This is a genomic window from Microlunatus soli, assembly GCF_900105385.1.
Lineage (GTDB): Bacteria > Actinomycetota > Actinomycetes > Propionibacteriales > Propionibacteriaceae > Microlunatus > Microlunatus soli.
This window is the reverse complement of sequence record NZ_LT629772.1, coordinates 402509-420036: the sequence shown is the minus strand read 5'-3', so window position 1 is coordinate 420036 and position 17528 is coordinate 402509. Positions and strand designations below refer to the sequence as shown.

15 protein-coding genes are annotated in these 17528 nt (G+C 67.0%); 6 read left to right on the top strand and 9 right to left on the bottom strand.

Annotation, left to right across the window (positions count from 1 at the left end; translation table 11 throughout):
- Positions 1–48 precede the first annotated feature (48 nt).
- From BLU38_RS01880 to BLU38_RS01870, 3 genes are read left to right on the top strand one after another with little or no spacing between them, the layout of a single operon-like run.
- Positions 49–1857 carry a glycoside hydrolase family 15 protein gene (locus tag BLU38_RS01880; protein WP_231920136.1) on the top strand — a complete coding sequence of 603 codons (1809 nt, stop codon included), beginning with the start codon at positions 49–51 and terminating at the stop codon, positions 1855–1857.
- Between the two features lie 44 nt (positions 1858–1901).
- Complete coding sequence (locus BLU38_RS01875; protein ID WP_091518990.1) at positions 1902–2936, top strand: SDR family oxidoreductase; 1035 nt, start codon at positions 1902–1904, stop codon at positions 2934–2936.
- A gap of 16 nt (positions 2937–2952) precedes the next feature.
- The gene (locus BLU38_RS01870; RefSeq protein ID WP_091518984.1) at positions 2953–4062 is read left to right on the top strand and encodes a carboxylate-amine ligase; all 1110 of its coding nucleotides are present in this window, start codon (positions 2953–2955) and stop codon (positions 4060–4062) included.
- An 11-nt stretch (positions 4063–4073) separates the two neighbouring features.
- Here BLU38_RS01870 and BLU38_RS01865 read toward each other — a convergent pair whose 3' ends face one another.
- The 3 genes from BLU38_RS01865 to BLU38_RS01855 are packed head-to-tail and all read right to left on the bottom strand — an operon-like array spanning position 4074 to position 7237.
- Positions 4074–4976 carry a carbohydrate ABC transporter permease gene (locus BLU38_RS01865; RefSeq protein ID WP_091518981.1) on the bottom strand — a complete coding sequence of 301 codons (903 nt, stop codon included), beginning with the start codon at positions 4974–4976 and terminating at the stop codon, positions 4074–4076.
- Positions 4973–5905 carry a carbohydrate ABC transporter permease gene (locus BLU38_RS01860; RefSeq protein WP_091518978.1) on the bottom strand — a complete coding sequence of 311 codons (933 nt, stop codon included), beginning with the start codon at positions 5903–5905 and terminating at the stop codon, positions 4973–4975. The genes BLU38_RS01865 and BLU38_RS01860 overlap by 4 nt, the downstream gene beginning before the upstream one ends.
- 3 nt (positions 5906–5908) lie before the next feature.
- Positions 5909–7237: an extracellular solute-binding protein gene (locus tag BLU38_RS01855; protein ID WP_091518976.1), complete on the bottom strand. Its 1329-nt coding sequence runs from the start codon at positions 7235–7237 to the stop codon at positions 5909–5911.
- A 269-nt stretch (positions 7238–7506) separates the two neighbouring features.
- On the opposite strand from BLU38_RS01855, the gene BLU38_RS01850 reads away from it, so the two are divergent.
- Positions 7507–8124 (top strand): endonuclease, encoded by a 618-nt coding sequence (locus BLU38_RS01850; protein WP_091518972.1) that lies wholly within the window; start codon positions 7507–7509, stop codon positions 8122–8124.
- 7 nt (positions 8125–8131) lie between these two features.
- Here the strand turns inward: BLU38_RS01850 and BLU38_RS01845 are convergent, their stop codons facing one another.
- The 6 genes from BLU38_RS01845 to ku all read right to left on the bottom strand — a co-directional run bounded on the left by BLU38_RS01845 (position 8132) and on the right by ku (position 15068).
- Entirely contained in the window at positions 8132–8335 is a 204-nt protein-coding gene (locus BLU38_RS01845; protein WP_157683150.1) for a DUF2188 domain-containing protein, read from the bottom strand.
- Between the two features lie 148 nt (positions 8336–8483).
- Complete coding sequence (locus BLU38_RS01840) at positions 8484–9605, bottom strand: hypothetical protein (RefSeq protein WP_091518966.1); 1122 nt, start codon at positions 9603–9605, stop codon at positions 8484–8486.
- Positions 9602–11974: a phosphoketolase family protein gene (locus tag BLU38_RS01835; protein ID WP_091518962.1), complete on the bottom strand. Its 2373-nt coding sequence runs from the start codon at positions 11972–11974 to the stop codon at positions 9602–9604. The genes BLU38_RS01840 and BLU38_RS01835 overlap by 4 nt, the downstream gene beginning before the upstream one ends.
- Before the next feature lie 13 nt (positions 11975–11987).
- Entirely contained in the window at positions 11988–13217 is a 1230-nt protein-coding gene (locus BLU38_RS01830; protein WP_231920135.1) for an NAD(P)/FAD-dependent oxidoreductase, read from the bottom strand.
- A gap of 16 nt (positions 13218–13233) precedes the next feature.
- Positions 13234–14034: an SDR family NAD(P)-dependent oxidoreductase gene (locus BLU38_RS01825; protein WP_091518959.1), complete on the bottom strand. Its 801-nt coding sequence runs from the start codon at positions 14032–14034 to the stop codon at positions 13234–13236.
- Positions 14035–14081: 47 nt separating this feature from the next.
- Entirely contained in the window at positions 14082–15068 is a 987-nt protein-coding gene (ku, locus tag BLU38_RS01820) for a non-homologous end joining protein Ku (RefSeq protein ID WP_091531655.1), read from the bottom strand.
- A gap of 239 nt (positions 15069–15307) precedes the next feature.
- On the opposite strand from ku, the gene BLU38_RS01815 reads away from it, so the two are divergent.
- Entirely contained in the window at positions 15308–16714 is a 1407-nt protein-coding gene (locus BLU38_RS01815) for a hypothetical protein (RefSeq protein ID WP_091518956.1), read from the top strand.
- The gene (locus BLU38_RS01810; RefSeq protein WP_091518951.1) at positions 16702–17370 is read left to right on the top strand and encodes an alpha/beta fold hydrolase; all 669 of its coding nucleotides are present in this window, start codon (positions 16702–16704) and stop codon (positions 17368–17370) included. The genes BLU38_RS01815 and BLU38_RS01810 overlap by 13 nt, the downstream gene beginning before the upstream one ends.
- Positions 17371–17528: the final 158 nt, after the last annotated feature.

Genomic DNA, 17528 nt, shown 5'->3' with positions numbered 1-17528 from the left:
GGCGGCCGGATTCGGCCGCTTCGGGCCGGGTATCTGATGAACACATTGATGTCCGACGAGGTCTGGGGACGGCAAGGGATGGATCGTCATCGTTCGGGTGCAGACTCGCCGAACTCTCCGCCACATGTCCTGCGGGAGTATGCGTTCATCGCCGACGGCGAGCGCGGCGGCCTGCTCGGGCCGGGTGGCGACATCGCCTGGCTCTGTGCCCCGCGATGGGACTCCGCGGCGGTCTTCAGTTCGCTGATCGGTGGCGCCGGCACCTACACCGTGGAGCCGACCGAACGCTACGTGTGGGGCGGCTACTACGAGGACGGCACCCTGATCTGGCACAACCGGTGGACGACGGAGAGCGGCGTCCTCGAATGCCGCGAGGCGCTGTCGTTCCCGGGGGAGGCCTCCCGGCTGGTGCTGCTACGGCGGATCTCGGCCGTGCAGAACGAGGCGCGTGTCGCAGTCACCCTCGATCTCCGCGCCGGCTTCGGCAGCGACCCGATGGAAGATCTCCGGCACGTCGCGGGGACCTGGCAGGGACGTTCCGGACCGTTGCGGTTCCGTTGGTCAGGAGCGGGCCGGGCTCGTCGGGTGGAGCGGCACGGACTGATCATGGAGTTGCAGCTCCAGCCGGGCGACCACCATGACCTGGTCCTCGAGGTGTCGGACCGTTCGCTGCCGCAACGACCACCGGATCCGCAACGGTCCTGGACCGAGACCGAGCAGGCCTGGTGTGCGGCCGTGCCGACGATCGAGGCCTCGTTGGCCCCTTCCGACGCCCGGCGGTCCTACGCCGTGCTCCGCGGCCTGACGAGCAGCACCGGTGGCATGGTGGCGGCTGCCACCACCAGCCTGCCCGAGCAGGCGCAGCAGGGCCGCAACTACGACTATCGCTACGTCTGGATCCGGGACCAGGCCCTCGCCGGGCAGGCGGTTGCCGCCTTCGGAGCACCGCCGTTGTTGGACGATGCGGTCGGCTTCGTCTCTGATCGTCTGCTGGCCGACGGGCCGAGGCTGGCCCCCGGCTACACCGTCGACGGCGGGGAGATCCCTGATCAGCAGTCCCTCGACCTGCCCGGCTATCCGGGCGGCTACGACCGGATCGGCAATCACGTCAACGCCCAGTTCCAGCTGGACGTCTTCGGTGAATCGCTGCTGCTCCTCGCCGCCGCTGCCGACCATGATCATCTCGACGCGAACGGCTGGCGCGCGGCGGAGATCGCGGTGCGCAGCATCGCCGAGCGCCGGCGGCAGCCCGACGCCGGCATTTGGGAGCTCGATCCGCGTCGCTGGACGCAGAGTCGACTGATCTGCGCAGCCGGTCTGCGCGCCATCGGTGACGGTGCGCCACCGAAGCAGGCTCGCGCGTGGGCGTCCTTGGCCGACACGCTGTTGGCCGAGGTCGAGGTCGACAGCATCCATCGGTCGGGGCGGTGGCAACGTGCCCCCGACGACGAGGGACTGGATGCGGCGCTGCTGTTGCCGTTGGTACGTGGCCTGCCCGACGCCGCCGCCCAGCGCGGAGTCGACACGATGCGGGCTCTGCTCGATGAGTTCGCCGATGATCATTATCTCTATCGGTTCCGGCATCAGCCGGGACCCCTCAGCGATGCCGAGGGAGCGTTTCTGCTCTGCGGATTCGTGATGGCAATGGCTCAGCATCAGTACGGCGATCCCGTCGAAGCCGCCCGGTGGTTCGAACGCAACCGTGCGGCCTGCGGGCCGGCCGGGCTGTACGCCGAGGAGTACGACGTCGATCAGCGTCAACTGCGCGGCAACCTGCCGCAGGGCTTCGTGCACGCCGTGATGATGGAGAGCTCGATACGACTCGGCCAGTCGCCCCGCCGAGCGCCGCCCGGCTGACGGCGCGGTGCCCGACCGATGATCGGAAGGATCGAGGATTGCAGATGGCGAAGACGAAGGACGCGAATGTGGCGGTGGTGACCGGTGGTACCGGTGGCATCGGACGGGCCACGGTACGCAGGTTGGCCGCGGCCGGCTACGACGTGGCCGTGTTGGCCCGCGGGCAGGTCGGTCTCGACGGTGCGGTCGCCGACGTCCGTGCCCAGGGGCGGCGAGCGATCGGAATCGTCGTCGACGTTGTTGATCATCAGGCGGTGGCGGCCGCCGCGGACCGGGCGGAGACCGCCCTCGGCCCGATCGACTGCTGGGTGAACGCCGCCTTCACCTCGGTCTTCGCCCGGTTCGTCGACATCGAACCGGCGGAGTACCGGCGCGTGACCGAGGTGAACTATCTCGGATTCGTGCACGGCACCCGGGCGGCCCTGGACAAGATGCTGCCGCGTGATCATGGAACGATCGTCCAGGTGGGCTCGGCACTGGCCTACCGCGGAATCCCGCTGCAGTCGGCGTACTGCGGCTCCAAGCACGCGATCCAAGGCTTCCACGAAGCACTGCGCTGCGAATTGCTGCACGAGCACAGCAACGTCCACGTGACGATGGTGCAGATGCCCGGCATGAACACACCCCAGTTCGACTGGGTGCTGTCCCGACTGCCGAAGCGGGCTCAACCGGTGCCGCCGATCTACCAGCCCGAGATCGCTGCCGATGCCGTGCTGCATGCGGTCAGGCATCCGCGGCGGCGGGAGTATTGGGTCGGCGGTTCCACGGTGGGAACCATGATCGGCGACAAGTTCGCCCCTTGGCTGCTGGATCGCTACCTGGCCAGGACCGGATTTGCCGCCCAGCAGAGCGACGCGGACCAGCCGCCCGGACAGGCGAACAATCTCTGGGAACCGCTGGACGGACCGGACGGGTTCGACCGCGGCCCCCACGGCCGTTTCGATGATCGGGCGAAGTCGCGGAGTTATCAGAGCTGGGCGTCGGAGCATCACGCCTCGATCGCGGTGGGAACAGCGGGGGTGGTGGCCGGCGGGGTGCTGCTGCTGACCCGCCGGCTGACCCGTGGGGCAGCGCGGTAGTCGAAGGTCGTCGCAGATGTCCGAACACAGAGGTCCGCGGACCGTCGGGGTCGAAGAGGAGTTGCTGCTCGTCGATCCGTTGACCGGCGTTCCTCGTGCGGTGGCGGCCAGCATGCTGCGACGAGCCGCCGCCGACCCGGTGACCGATGCCTCACCGAGCGACGGTGACATCGAGGCCGAACTCCAACAACAACAGATCGAGGTAGAGACCAGTCCGTGCACGCGAATGGACGACCTGGAACGACAGATCCGTGACTGGCGACGCTACGCCGATGATCTTGCCCGGCGCAGCGATGCGCGGATCGCGGCGCTGGCGACGTCCCCGCTGCCGGTCGCGCCGCAGACGATGGTGAAACCCCGCTACCGGCGGATGGTCGAGCGATTCGGCCTGACCACGATGGAGCAGTTGACGTGTGGTTGTCACGTCCACGTCGGCGTCCGCGACGACGACGAAGGAGTCGCGGTGATAGACGGCCTCCAACGATGGCTTCCCGCCGTCCTTGCGCTGTCATCGAATTCACCCTTCTGGCAGGGACGTGATAGTGGATATGCGAGCTATCGCTCCCAGGTGTGGTCGCGACTGCCCTGCACAGGTGCGACGGCTGCCTTCGGTGACGCCGAGTCGTATCGGGACCAGGTCGAGCGGCTCGTTGCCTCGGGCGTCCTACTGGACGCCGACATGGTCTACTTCAATGCACGACTGTCCCGGCACTATCCGACGGTGGAGATTCGGATCGCCGATGTCTGCCTGCGCGCCGAAGACACCATCATGATCGCTGCTCTGGCCCGCGCACTGGTCGACGTCGAGGCGGCTATCGGTCGCTCGACCGTGCCGGTCGACCGCGAGCTCGTCCGGCTGGCGCATTGGCAGGCGAGTAGGGACGGGCTTCGCGGTCGACTCCTCTGCCCCGTCGAGTCACGGCCGCTGCCGGCCGCTGACGTGATCACGGCACTCGTCGATCATGTCGACGATGCCTTGGAACGCAATGGTGATCGTGAACGGGTTCGGGCCGGCATCGCGCGGGTGCTCGGACGCGGAACGGGTGCAGACCTGCAACGTGAGCTCCTGCAGCGGGGCGGTGCGGAGCAGGCGATGCGATCCATGATCGACATGACGCTCGACTGAAGATGCTTGGCTCAGGCCTTCAGCCCACCGCCGGCGGCGAATCCGGAATTGAGCCGGCGTCCGAGCAGCAGGTAGAGCGCCACCACCGGCAGCGAGTAGAAGATCGAGAACGCGGCCAGCTGACCGTAGGCGACCTGGCCGTACTGGGAGGAGAAGGTGTAGAGCGTAACGGCGGCCGGCAGCTTCTCCGGCGACAGCAGCAACATGAAGGGGACGAAGAAGTTGCCCCACATGCTGACGAAAGTGAAGATCGTCACGACGGCCGTGCCCGGGCGCATCAACGGCAGCACGATCGACCACAGGGCACGGGTCGTGCTCGCCCCCTCGGTCCAGGCGCTCTCCTCGATTTCGGTGGGCACGTCGTCCATGAAGTTCTTCATCAGGAAGATCGCGTACGGCAGCGACGACGTTGCCAGGAAGAGGATCGCGCCGGGCATCGAATCCACCAGATTGACCCGGACGAACAGCGCATAGACCGGAATCATCACGGCGGTGATGGGCAGTCCGGTGGCGAAGATGATCGTCAGCAGAAAGGGGCGCTTGGCCCGTGAGTTGTAACGGGACAAGGGATAGGCCGCCAGCGCCGCGGCGACGACACTGAGCAGCGTCGCGCCGCCGCAGAGGATGATCGAATTCGCCAGCGGGCGGAACAGGGTCTCGGCGTTCCAGATCGCCCGATAGTTGTCCAGGCCGGGATCGGTCGGCCAGCTCACCGACAGCGTCGCCGCTGGGTTGAACGAGGCCAGGATCACCCAGATCATCGGGATCGCGAAGAAGACCGCGACCACCAGCAGGGCAAGATCGGACAGCGACCGGACGGTCAGGCTCCGCTTGCGCGAACCGGTCCATCGGCGCTCCGTGCGCACCGTCGTCTGCTCGGCGGCCGGAGCCCGGGTGGCGACGTCGGTACTCATGACTTGTCCTCCGCAGGTAGCAGCCGCAGGTAGGCGATCGAGGCCAGGCCTCCGATCAGCAACAGCAACAGCGCGATGGCGGTGCCGTAGCCGAGCTGGCCGTAGCTGAAGGCCCGCTCGTACATGTAGAGCGGCAGCGTTTGGCTGTCGTTGGCCGGGCCGCCGGCCGTCATGATGTAGATCAAACCGAACACCGACAGCGTCTGCAGGGTGATCAACATCAGATTGGTAGCGATCGACTGTCGGATCATCGGCACCGTCATGGACAGGAACCGGCGCCACACTCCGGCACCGTCGAGTTCGGCGGATTCCTTGATGTCGGGGGAGATCCCGGCCAACGCGGCGGTGTAGATCAACATCGAGAAGGCCGCTCCACGCCAGATGTTCGCGAACGCGACCGCCCAGATCGGCAACGACACCAGCCAATCCTGCTGGGGCAGATGCAGCACCTTCATGATCGCGTTGAACGAACCGTCACCGTCCAGGAACGTCACCCACAGGTAGCCGGCGACCACCTCGGGAAGGATCCAGGCCGCGATCACCACGGCACCGGTCACCGAGCGGATGATCTTGCTGGAGCGGCGCATGATGATCGCCAGCAACAGGCCGAGCAGATTCTGACCGATGACCGCCGACAGCATGGTGAAGGCGAGCGTCAGACCGACCGACTTCCAGAACTCCGGTTCGGCGAGTGCGGTGCCGAAGTTCTCCAGGCCGACGAAGTCGGTGGTGTTCGCGCCCTCGCCACGGATCGAGGAGTTGGTGAAGGCCAGGTAGATGCTGTAGATCACCGGGCCGGCCATGAACAACAGCAGCAGCGCCACAGCGGGAACGAGAGGGACGCCGCGACGTGCGGTTCGACCCCACCGACGTTGCTGCCGGCCGGGACGGATGCGCTGGTCGGCGATGGATTCTGCGCTCGAGGTCATCGGTCACCCCTTCGTCGTGCGCCGAGCGCCGACCAGTTCGGTCACTGCTCGGTCGTAGTCGGCAGCCGCCTGCTCGGGCCGGGACTTTCCGGTCATCACCACGCCCATCGCCTGCTGGATCTCCGAGGAGACCTGCGGGTAGGCAGGTAGCGCCGGCCGGTAGACGGCGTGTTTGCCGAGCTCGGTGAAAAACTCGATGGTCGGGGAGTACCCGCGATAGGTGGCGCTTGCGGCGATGTCGTCGCGGATCGTGACCTGGTTGTCGGCGACCGCAAGATCAACCATGTTGCGGGTCTGCATGATCTGCCGCAGCACTCTCCAGGACAACCGGCGTTTGTCCGAACGCTTCGGGATCGCCCAGCACCAGCCGCCGGCCAAGGTGACCCAACCGCGGCCCTGCCCGTGCTGGGTCGGCATGGTGGCCAGCTGCATGTCCTTCGACCACCGTGGCCAGGCGCCCGGCGCTCCCTCGACCCAGTTCTGACTGATCCAGCTTCCGTCCAGATTGATCGCCAGCCGACCCCTCGGCGTCCAGTCGTTGTAGATCGTCTCGGTCAGGTTCGGGTTCAGCGCATCGGAGACCGACGGCGTCAGCTTCTCGGAGAACACCGCGTCCAGGAAACGCAACGCATCAAGGAAACCTTGGCTGCCGACGACCCATTTGCCGCTGGACTCCTCGTACAGGGTGGAGCCGGTGCCGTAGAGCAGCATTTCGAAGCCCTGCATGCTGGCCTTCTCACCCTGTGGCTTGCCGGAGAAGATGTTGAACGGGATGACCTCGGGTGTCCGGGACTTGATCCGGCGCAGACCGTCCAGCAGCTCGTCCCAGGTCTTCGGCTGCCACGATGCCGGCAGTCCGGCCGCCTCCAGCGACGGGCCGTGGCACCACAGGGCGCGGGTGTCGGTGTGGGTCGGAACGGCATAGATCCGTCCGTCATCGGCGGTGACTGCCTGGCGGGACTGCTCGGTGAAGTCCTGCCACCGCGGCCAGTCCTTGATCAGGTCGTCGATCGGCTGCAGGTAGCCGGCACCGACATCGGACTTGAGGATGAAGGTGTCCTCGTAGACCAGATCGGGCGTGGTGTTCGGCGACGACATCATCAACTCGTTCTTGGTGAAGTAGTCGTCCTCCGACGCCACCAACGGGACCAGTTTGAGCGGATGCTCGGCGCCGAGTTGATCACCGATGGTGTGCAGGAAGTCGCGCATCACGGTGCCGGATCCGAACTGCTGGTACTGCACCTTTGTGGTGCGCGGAGAGGCATCGGCGCCACAACCGGCAAGCAGTGGTACGCCGGTCAGCGAGGCCGCGCCCAGACCGGCGCGCGTCATCAGCGCCCGCCTCGAGATCCGGTGGGTTCGTGGACGGTCAGCTGGCACAGGCGTCACCGATCCGGAACTCGCAACGCAACCTCGGGCACCTCCATCGGTCTTGGGATCCGACCTCGGCGCCGGAATCTCGGCCCCCCATGATGCATGCCGACCGGCTGCCGATCAAAAGGGCCTGTTGAACGGCATGGGTACCCCACTGCATCCCGCCGAATCGTGGCTGATGTCCACAGGTCGTTTCGACGCCGGGCCCGGTGGGGTAATGCACGGGCATGACCGACAACGACACCATCGTTCGGACGTTGCTGGCTGAGCATGGCCGGACGTACTGCGACGAATCCGGCTTCACCCTGAAGGACAAGCCGAGTCCGCTTTTCCAGCTCCTTGTGCTGACCATCCTGTTGGCCAAGCCGATCTCGGCCGACATCGCCGCCGCGGCGAACGCCGAACTACGCCGGATCGGGGTCCGCACTGCGAGAGGTACGCTGCGGACCGACTGGCAGCAGCGGGTCGACGCCCTCGGCCGGGCGCACTACAAGCGCTATGACGAAAGCACCGCGACGCGCCTGGAGCAGGCGGCGCAGCTGGTGCTCGACCGCTGGCACGGTGATCTTCGCAAGCTGGCCGCAGAATCTGATCATGATCCCGAGGCCGCCGCCGATCTGCTGACCGAGATTCCTGGGATCGGCCCGGCAGGGGCCGACATCTTCCTCCGCGAAGCGCAGGCCGTCTGGCACTGGTGCCGGCCCTACCTCGATGCACGGGTCCTGGACGGTGCGCGGCAAGCAGGGCTGCCCTACTCCCGCCGCGGGCTGGCAGCAGTGTTCGAGGGGCGTGATGCCGTCCGGCTCGGAGCGGCACTGGTCCGGATCACGACGCAAGAAGACTGACCGCCGGTCACTCGGCCGTCGTGACGGTCGTGCCCTGGACGTGACCGTCAGGATCATGTACGACGATGGCCGACAGCTCCTCGGTCTGGGCGAGATCACAGGCGGCTTCGATCGCTTCCTGTTTGGTCGCGAAGAGCGCTGTCCGGCGGCCGTTGCGGCTGAGTTGCCACTGCTCGGCGTGAGGCAACACGTGGAATTCGATCGTCGGCATACGGGCCTGCTTCCTCATCGAGTCGCGACACGGGCCGGCGACATCCGGAACGGGCGGCGGGGCGCCGTCCGCTGATCGGTCAGTACCCGCTCGGTCCGCCGGCACTCGCCGGTGTTCGGGACAGCCTGCTCAGACGCCGCACTCGGGCTCACCGGCGCGGCTGCAGGAACTGCCGGGCGAGCCGGGCGAGCTCGGCAGCTTCGCCGGTCTCGATGGTGAGAACGGCAGGGTGTGCGCCGGCCGGGCTGATGATCCGATCGCCGGGCTCCGGTTGCTTGAGCGCGGTCGGCACGCCGAGCATTCCGAGACCGCCGCAGACCGCGTCGCGGACCTCGGGTTGGTCGTAGCCGATCTCGCCGGTGAAGACGATCGCGTCGAGGCCGGGGAGCATCGTGGCCGCGGCCGCGACGTTCCGGCGGACGCTGTCGGTGAAGATCTCCATCGCGAGCGCGGCATCGCTGTCACCGTCGGCGGCGGCCGCGACCAGGTCCCGGGTGTCGGCGCTGCGTCCTGCGGACAGCGCCAGCAGGCCGCTGTCGCGCTGCAGGGCGTCCCTGATCTCGTCCGCCGACAACCCGTGCGTGGACTGCAACCAGAGCAGTAGACCGGGATCGACGGCCCCGCTGCGGCGCGTCATCACCAACCCGTCCGCGGGCGTCATGCCCATCGTGGTCCAGATGCTCCGGCCGTTGTGCGTCGCACAGACCGAGCAGCCACCGCCCAGGTGGGTGATGATCAGGTTCAGCGAGTCGGGGTTCGCCGCGAGGAGTTGCGCTGCTCGCTGCACGGCCCAGCCGTAGGAGACACCGTGGAATCCGTACCGCCGGGCGCCGTAGCGGTCCCGCCAGTGCCGGGGGACGGCCAAGGTCGTTGCCCGGGGTGGCATCGAGCTGTGGAATGCGGTGTCGGGGCAGATCAGGTGGACGGCTGAGCCATGCGTCGTGCGGGCCTGGTCGATGCAGGCCAGAGTCGCCGGGTTGTGCCCCGGCGCGAGCGGGGTGAACCGATCGAGGTCACGGCGCAGACGATCGTCGATCGCGGTCGGCTCGGTGATCAGATCGCCACCGTGCACCAGGCGATAACTGATCACGTCGATGGGGCCGTCGGCAGCGGCGTCGGCCAGGAAGTCCGAGAGCGCTGTGCCGGCCGCAGTGCCGGTCGGGTCGTCGTCGATCTCGTCGGAGCGTTCTGTCCGTTCCCCGGCGAAGAGGCCGAGCTGCAGAGAATGCGATCCCGGATTGACGGTGACGATCCGTGCCGGCGCGCTCATGCCCAGGTCCAATCGGTGATCTCCGGCGGGTCGACGCCGGTGCGGCGGAGGTCACGGCGGATCCGCTCCCGTTCGGTGGCGTACCGGTCGGCGAGTTCCCCGGCGCGGCTGGACCATCCGGGGGCGCGATGCAGCGCCTCGATGGCCAGATCGTGACGACTGACGCCGTTGCTGATCAGGAGATCGTACGGCGTGGTGGTGGTCCCTTCCTCGCGGTAGCCGCGGACATGGAACCGGTCGGAGTCGGGGCGACCGTGGAGGCACTCGTGGACCGCGGAGGGATAGCCGTGGAAGTCCAGGACGACCGGTGCCCTGCGGCCGAACCAGTCGACGAAGTCACTCGACGGGGCCCCGTGTGGATGACGGTCGGGCGGCGCCAGGGTCAGCAGATCGACGATGTTGACCACCCTGACCCGCAGACCCGGCGCGTCCCGGCGCAGCATCGAAGCCGCGGCGAGCGTTTCGACGGTCGGGATGTTGCCGGCGCAGGCGAGCACGATGTCGGGCTCGTCACCGTCGTCGTTGGACGCCCAGTTCCAGACACCCGCGCCGGCGCGGCAGTGTTCCCGCGCCGCCGACAACGACATCCATTGCGGTGCCGGCTGCTTGCCCGCAACAACGACGTTGATCTTGTCCGTGGTCCGCAGGCAACGGTCCATGATCACCAACAGCGAATTGGCATCCGGTGGCAGATAGATTCGGCTGATCCATTCCTTCTTGGTCAGCATCGTGTTGATGAATCCCGGACCTTGATGACTGTAGCCGTTGTGTTCCTGTCGCCAGCCTTCGCTGGTGAGCAGGTAGTTGAGTGCGGAGACGGGTGCCCGCCATCCGACCTCGGCGGCCATCTTCAGGAACTTCGCATACTGGTTGACCATGCCGTCGACGATCGACACGAACGCTTCGTAGCTGGGGAAGACTCCGTGTCTGCCGGTCAGCAGATAGCCTTGCAGCCAGCCTTGGCAGTTGTGTTCGGAGAGCACCTCGAGCACTCGACCGTGCGGGCCGAGATGTTCGGCGTAGCCCGGCGGTTGTCGTTGGCAGAGTCGGTCGGTGGCCTCCAGGACGGCCTCGAGCCGATTGGACTCGAGTTCGTCGGGGCTGACGATGCAGAAGTCCCGGCGTTCGTTGCTGCGGCGCATCACGTCGGCCAACCACGGTCCGAGAACCGGTGTCGCGCCGGCGGTCGCCGCCCCCGGCTCGGGTACTTCGATCGCGTAGGGCGTCAGTTCCGGCAGGTCGAGTTCTCGGCGCAGCACACCGCCGTTGGTCGCCGGATCGGTGCCCATCCGCTGGTCGGCGGGTGGGCAGGCGGCCAGCACGTCTGCGCACGGTTCGCCGTCGGGGAACAGTGCGTCGGGTCGATAGCTACGCAACCACTGTTCCAGCGCAGTCAGGTCGTCCTGGTCGTGTTGGGGGTCGCTGATCGGCACCTGATGGGCATGGAAGGTGCCCTCCAACGGGGTGCCGTCGATGGACGCGGGCAGCCCCCATCCCTTGCGGGTGCGGAGGATCAGCATCGGCCAGGGCGGCGTGGCGTCTGCGGTATCGTCCGCGCCCCGGGCACGCCGTTGGATCTCGCGGATCCGGGCCAGCGCAGCGTCCAGACCCGTTGCCAGCAGGCGATCGGGCTCGGCGTCGACCTCGTCGTAGTCGATGGCGGACAGATCGACGATCAGCGGAGACCATCCGTAGCCGCGGTAGAGGTCGGTCAGTTCGGAGTCCGACATCAGGGCGGACCGGGTGGGGGAGGCGATCTTGTATCCGTTCAGATGCAGGATCGGCAGCACGACGCCGCCGGTGGCCGGATCGGCGTAGCTGTTCAGCTGCCAGGCGGCTGCTGTCGGTCCGGTCTCTGCTTCGCCGTCGCCGACAATGCAGGCGACGATCCGGTCCGGCGCGTCGGCGGCCGCGCCGAAGGCGGTCGCGAGTGCGTAACCCAGTTCGCCGCCTTCATGGATGACACCGGGAACTTCCGGGGACAGATGGCTAGGAAAGCCGTCCGGCCAGGAGAATCGGCGGACGAGTTCGGCCAGGCCGCCGCCGGTCCGCGCCAACACAGGGTCTCGTTCGGCATGGGATTCCTCCAGCCACAGGTTCGCGTGGATTGCCGGGGCGCCGTGGCCCGGGCCGGTGACCAGCATGATCGACACGTGCTGCTGTCGGATCAGTCGGTTGAGTCCGGCATAGATCATGGTGATTCCGGGACACGTTCCCCAATGGCCGAGCAGCCGCGGCTTCAGATGCTCGGGTCGCAACGGCTCGGTCAGCAGGACGTTGTCGCGCAGATAGATCTGGGCAGCGGCGAGATAGTCCGCTGCCGCGCGGTAGCGACGCATCTGACGGAACTCAGTGGCGGTATCCGGCATCCGGCTTCCTTGATCAGTGGGTGGAAATCGCGGTGGTGAGATCATCGGGGGCGAGGTCGCCGGAGCTCGAGCGCGCGATCACCGAACGTGCGTCGTCGGTCCGGCCGTCGACATTCCACAGCAGAACGCCCTGTACGACTCCGCTCCGCCCGTCCCGGTAGTACACGACACCCTGCTGATGATCATCGGACCAGTTCTCGACGAGCTCCGCCGACGGATCGAGGGTGCCGATGGCTTCGTACCGGTTGCCGAACAACACCGAATAGAAGTACGGGGTATAGGTGTACGGCTCGCCGGCTCCCGCGAGGTTCCGCCCCGCCTGCCGGCCCATCTGTTCGGCGTTGTCGACATGCTCGACCCGCTGCCGGCCGAGCAGCCGGTCCGGGTACCGCGCGACATCGCCGGCGGCCAGGATCGCGGGATCGCTGGTGGTCAGGTAGGAGTCGACGACCACGCCGTCGTCGACGCTCAAACCGGCCTGTTCGGCCAGTTCGGTGTTCGGTGTGATGCCGACACCGATCACGGCGGCATCGGCATCGATCTGATCACCGGCGTCGGTCGTCAGCTGGATGCCGGCCGGACCGGCGCTGCCACCGGTGATCATGGTGCCGGACCGAAGGCTGACTCCCTTCTGCTGGTAGAGATCGGTCAGCTGCCGGGCGAGATGACTGGGGAACGAGTCCTCGTAGATCAACTTCTGCGGGTGGATGAACTCGACCTCGGTGTCGTTGGCGACCAGGGCCGCTGCCAGTTCGCTGCCGATGTAGCCGCCGCCGACCACGGCGATGCGATGCCGGTTGCCGGCCAATCGGCGGAGCCGTTGGTAGTCGGCGAAGGTTCGGAAGGTGAGGATCCGATCGTCGTCGGGCAGGTCGAGTCGTTTCGGCTCGCCACCGGTGGCCAGCAGCAGCCGGCGATAGCCGATGGCCCGGCCAGCTGCCTCGATCTGATGCGCGGCGCGATCGATCGCGTCGACCTGCACGCCGCAGACCAGGTCGGCGCCGGTCTGCTCGACCGTCTTCAGCCAGACCTGGTCGACGGTGAACTCGGGATCGGTCCACAGCTTCTTGGTCAGGGCCGGTCTGGTCACCGGTTCATCCGGGTCGGATCCGACGATGCCGATGGCGCCGTTGGGATCGACCTGTTGGATGGCCTTGGCCGCGCTGTCGGCGACCATCCCGCCGCCGACGATCAGGTAGTCGTAGGAATCCTTGGGCCTGGTCAGCGTGGTTGGCATGTTCATACTGGTCCTTTGAGGGTCAGTTGATCGTCGCCACCGAGCCTGCGTCGACCCGGTAGTTGGATCCGTTCACGAAACTCGCCCGATCCGAGCACAGGAAGGCGATCACGGCCGCCACCTCTTCGGGACGGCCGCGGCGTCGCAGGGCAATCCCGGGGCGCATCTCCTGCAGGAACCCGGCAATCGCCTCGTCAGTGGTGACCCCGAGTTCAGCTGCTCGTTGGTCCATCATCGCGTCCGTCATCGGGGTCGCGATGAAGGCCGGCGAAACACAGTTGACCAGCAGCCCCTCGGAGCCGTACGCCTTGGACAATGCCTTGGCCGTCGCCAGCAGCGCGGCCTTGGCGGCGTCGTAGGGAATCTCTTCGGGATAGGGCTGGACGGCGTTCTCCGAGGTCAGGAAGATCAGACGACCGTTCGCCGAGCTGCGCAAGTCGTCCAGGAAGGCACGTGTGACGCGCACTGGCCCCATCAGATCGACCGATAGGGTTTCCGCCCAGCCGTCGTCGTCGATCGACTCGAAGGCGCCGGTTGCGCCCGTGATACCGGCGGAATTGATCAAGATGTCGATCCGTCCGATGCGACGGACCTGTTCGCGCAGTCGGCCCACCGAGGCCCGATCGGTGACGTCGGCGGCGACGGCATGGAGCCGGTTGTCGTCAACGTCCAGAGCGGCGGCTGCGCGGTCCAAGATCGTCTGGTCATGGTCACTGATCACCACCATGGCGCCCTCGGCCAGCAGCAACTGTGCGGCGTGCCAGCCGATGCCGGAATCGGCGCCGGTGATCAGGGCCGTTCGTCCGGCCAGTCCGAGATCCATACCCGAACAGTTCCCAGCCCGGCCGCGATGAAACGGTGTGGGGTGCGTCAGCCTGCCCGCTGACGTGGCGTCGACGTGGAGCGCCCGGACCCGGTCGTCGTGGACTTGCCGCCCTTGGAGCCGGCCTTCTTCGTCGCCGCCTTCTTTGCACCGGTCTTCTTGGCTGCTGTCGTCTTCTTTGCCCGCGTCTTCTTCGACGCTGTCTCCTTCGCCCCTGACTTCTGTGCCGTGGATTTGCCTGAGCCGGATCGCTCGACGCTTCGGCGGAGTGCCTCGGTGAGATCGACAACCTTGCCGTCGTCACCCTCGTCCTCACCCTCCGGCTGCTCGCCGAAGGTCTCCTCGGTGTCCATCGAGTCACCCTTCTCCAGCTTGGCTTCGACCAGCTGTTTCAGCTCTTCGGCGTATTCGTCGGTGAACCGCTCGGGAGTGAAATCGCTGCTCAGGCTCTCGACCAGGGTGGCGGCGCTGTCGCGTTCGGCCTTGGACAGTCGCGGGCTCTGGTCGAGCTCGGGGAAGTCCGGCGTGCGGATCTCGTCGTCCCAGCGAAGCGCCTGGAGCACCAGCACCTTGTCCCGGGTCCGCAACACCCCGAGCCGGGTCTTGTTGCGGAGCGTAAACCGGACGACCGCCGTGCGATCGGTGTCGTCCAGCGTACGGCGCAGCAGGTGGTAGGCCTTGACGGCGCGTTCGTCGGGCGCCAGGTAGTAGCTGCGGGACAACATCACCGGGTCGATCTGATCATTGGGCACGAACTCGAGGACGGAGACCTCACGGTTGCGTTCGGTCGGCAGCGACTCCAGTTCGTCCTCGGTGATCACCACCGTCTGGTCCCGATCGGCATAGGCCCGGTCGACATGCTCGTACTTCACCTCGCGACCGCACACCTCGCACCGCCGCTGATACCGGATCCGTCCGCCATCGGCGTCATGGATCTGATGCAGCGTGATGTTGTGGTCCTCGGTGGCACTGAACACCCGGATGCCGATCGTCACCAGTCCGAATGCGATACTCCCGCTCCAGATCGCCCGCATCGCCATCTCCTCCCTGTCCGAACGACGGTCCTCTCGATTGTTACCCGCATTCCGGTCACAGCCCCGTCGATCAAGCGGCGACAAGCGTTTCTTGACGAGCGTCTGGGTAAGGCATCGGCAGGCCGCTGCAGCAACCCGGGCCGCGGCGGTGGCTCAGGCTCGGCGGGTTGAGCAAACTGCCCGTCGGGCCGCCGCCGTCGAACGACAGCCGCGTCACCCGAGGGAGGTACGTTTCGACCATGAGTCTGTCGCCGCAGCAAGTCGTGGCCTCCTTCGACTCGGCGTCGGTGCTGCACGCATCGACGGCGGCAGCGCTGCGCGGAACGCCGTTCTCCAACCTGGGAAATCCGGAGGCGGTCGGTCGATTGGTCCGAGTCGCCACTCGGCTGCCGTGGCCGATCCTGCGGGAGATCTATCGACGTGTCGGTGGGGCGGAAGGCATCCGACCCGAGCAGCTGTCCGACGTCGACCTCGGCGCCGTGGCAGCCAGTTTCGCCGACGGATATCCGAGGCGTCGCTACCCGGCGGCGTTCATCGGGTCCAGTAACGGCGCGCTCACCCAGCTTGCCGCTGCGATGCAGGTGCCGTGGCTACCGCAGACGGTGCTGGTCCCGGTGCATCGGCTGGGCGATCCCGAACGCCCCGACCAGGCGCTGGAGTTCGGTCGGAGATGGGGGCCGGAGCTGCTCGGCGGCAATCCCGACGTCACACTGCACCAGATGCATGACGCGGCACAGGACCGGTTGATGACGGCGCGGATGGCCTACTTCCGGGTGAAATGGCGGCGGTTGCCGGACGCCTTCGCTCGCTTTCTCGATGATCAACTGCTGCCCGGTGCGCCGGTCCTCCTGGTCGATGATCAAATCCGCTGGCCGGTGACGCGGGTGGCGGAACGGCACTGGTTCCAGACCGGCGGGCTCGGCGGTCTGTCGGCACAAGATCATCTGTCCGGTCCACACGCGCCGACGGCCGATGCCGAAGCTCCGGAGGCTGAGTGGGGTGCCGACCCGGACTACATCGCCTCGATCCGCGACTGGTGTGCCGCTCATGGTCATCCGGTGATCCTGATCCGCTATCGGGGCCCGCAGCAAGCGGCTCATCCGGTCGCCGCGGTGCTGCGGGACTGGATGCGAACACGAGGTGAGCCGGCTGATGAACTGATCGTTCCCTCATTCATCCTCGGTGACCCCTGGCGGGTGCTGAATCACGCCTTGGTGCCGTTCTGGACCTACTTTCCAGTAAGGGACGCGCTGGATTCCCTTGATCGGCATCTGCAGCGGTCGTCCCGCTACCGCTCGGTGTACGTCCTCGGATTCCAACACGGTGTCCGGTCACCCGGCGTCGCCATGCCCGAGGATTTCGTCAGCACGATCGAGCGACACGGCGCAGCGGCGGAACTGCTTGCGGTGCGTGCACAGGACTGGCCGCACGACATCGGCTCGATGGCTCGCTACGGGGCGGCACTGGACGCCCTGCCCGCCGCTGGACAGCCGTGGCTTCCCGTGGACGTCTGGGCCGCAGCACGTGCGCTGCGGAAGACACCCGGCGAGGACGGGCACCCGCTGGTCGCCGACGTACCCGACAGCACAGCGGCCCCGTCGGACGCCGCATCGACGCGGGCGGGGGACAACCGATGGCTCGCGTGATCATGATTCCCGGGCTCGCCGTCCGCCGCTACCTCGAACCCTCCGTGGAGGCGCTGTGCAAGGACGGCCACCAGGTCGAACTCCTGCAACCCTTGGGATGGCGGTCGACCGGCACGGATCTCCGGCGGTACGCGCGCCGGTTCGCCCGGCAGAGCCGTGACCCGGTCGACCTGCTGGTCGGTTGCTCGATCGGCACCCAGGCTGCGGTGCTTGCCGCCGGCGAGATGGATGTCCGACAGCTGTTGTTGATCAGCCCGACGCTGGATCCTGCCCGGCGCAGCCTGCGGACGGCACTCGCCGCCTGGCTCGGCGGCGAAGGACATCGCCACTCCCCGCGGCTTGGGGTCCAGTCCCAGGATTGGTTGCGCGCAGGGCTGTTCGGCATCGAACGGGGTCTGCGGTCAGCCATCGATGTGCGATTGGAGGACGAGTTGCCGAATGTGTCGGTGCCGTTCACGATCGTGCACGGCGACACCGACCGGATCAGCCCGCTGCCGTTCGCCGCTGACCTTGCCGTCGGGTGCGGTGGCCGGCTGATGATCATGCCGGACGCACCGCACTCCTGGCCGGTCGGCGATGGCGATCGTTATCGGTCCCTGGTTGATCGACTGATCAGCTCGCACAGGGACGATGCGCCACCGATCGCGCCCGGTTGACAGCCACAACGGCTGTGATCGCCGAGCTTGTCGAAGGGCTGTGATTTCTATCGGGGGTCCCTGAGCTGGTCGAAGGGCCGTCGACCCGCCCGATGACGGCTCCAGCAAATCTGTGGATATTCGTTGTCTGCTTGGGATTCGCACGGGCGTAAAGTGTC

Excerpts from the sequence above, each read along its gene's own strand:
- BLU38_RS01845 (WP_157683150.1), bottom strand. The coding sequence starts at position 8,335 with ATGCCGACGATCGAATTCCACGTGTTGCCTCACGCCGAGCAGTGGCAA.
- ku (WP_091531655.1), bottom strand. The coding sequence starts at position 15,068 with ATGCGGGCGATCTGGAGCGGGAGTATCGCATTCGGACTGGTGACGATC.
- BLU38_RS01830 (WP_231920135.1), bottom strand. The coding sequence starts at position 13,217 with ATGAACATGCCAACCACGCTGACCAGGCCCAAGGATTCCTACGACTAC.
- BLU38_RS01810 (WP_091518951.1), top strand. The coding sequence starts at position 16,702 with ATGGCTCGCGTGATCATGATTCCCGGGCTCGCCGTCCGCCGCTACCTC.
- BLU38_RS01875 (WP_091518990.1), top strand. The coding sequence starts at position 1,902 with ATGGCGAAGACGAAGGACGCGAATGTGGCGGTGGTGACCGGTGGTACC.
- BLU38_RS01835 (WP_091518962.1), bottom strand. The coding sequence starts at position 11,974 with ATGCCGGATACCGCCACTGAGTTCCGTCAGATGCGTCGCTACCGCGCG.
- BLU38_RS01870 (WP_091518984.1), top strand. The coding sequence starts at position 2,953 with ATGTCCGAACACAGAGGTCCGCGGACCGTCGGGGTCGAAGAGGAGTTG.
- BLU38_RS01880 (WP_231920136.1), top strand. The coding sequence starts at position 49 with ATGTCCGACGAGGTCTGGGGACGGCAAGGGATGGATCGTCATCGTTCG.
- BLU38_RS01850 (WP_091518972.1), top strand. The coding sequence starts at position 7,507 with ATGACCGACAACGACACCATCGTTCGGACGTTGCTGGCTGAGCATGGC.
- BLU38_RS01865 (WP_091518981.1), bottom strand. The coding sequence starts at position 4,976 with ATGAGTACCGACGTCGCCACCCGGGCTCCGGCCGCCGAGCAGACGACG.
- BLU38_RS01840 (WP_091518966.1), bottom strand. The coding sequence starts at position 9,605 with ATGAGCGCGCCGGCACGGATCGTCACCGTCAATCCGGGATCGCATTCT.
- BLU38_RS01825 (WP_091518959.1), bottom strand. The coding sequence starts at position 14,034 with ATGGATCTCGGACTGGCCGGACGAACGGCCCTGATCACCGGCGCCGAT.
- BLU38_RS01860 (WP_091518978.1), bottom strand. The coding sequence starts at position 5,905 with ATGACCTCGAGCGCAGAATCCATCGCCGACCAGCGCATCCGTCCCGGC.
- BLU38_RS01815 (WP_091518956.1), top strand. The coding sequence starts at position 15,308 with ATGAGTCTGTCGCCGCAGCAAGTCGTGGCCTCCTTCGACTCGGCGTCG.
- BLU38_RS01855 (WP_091518976.1), bottom strand. The coding sequence starts at position 7,237 with ATGACGCGCGCCGGTCTGGGCGCGGCCTCGCTGACCGGCGTACCACTG.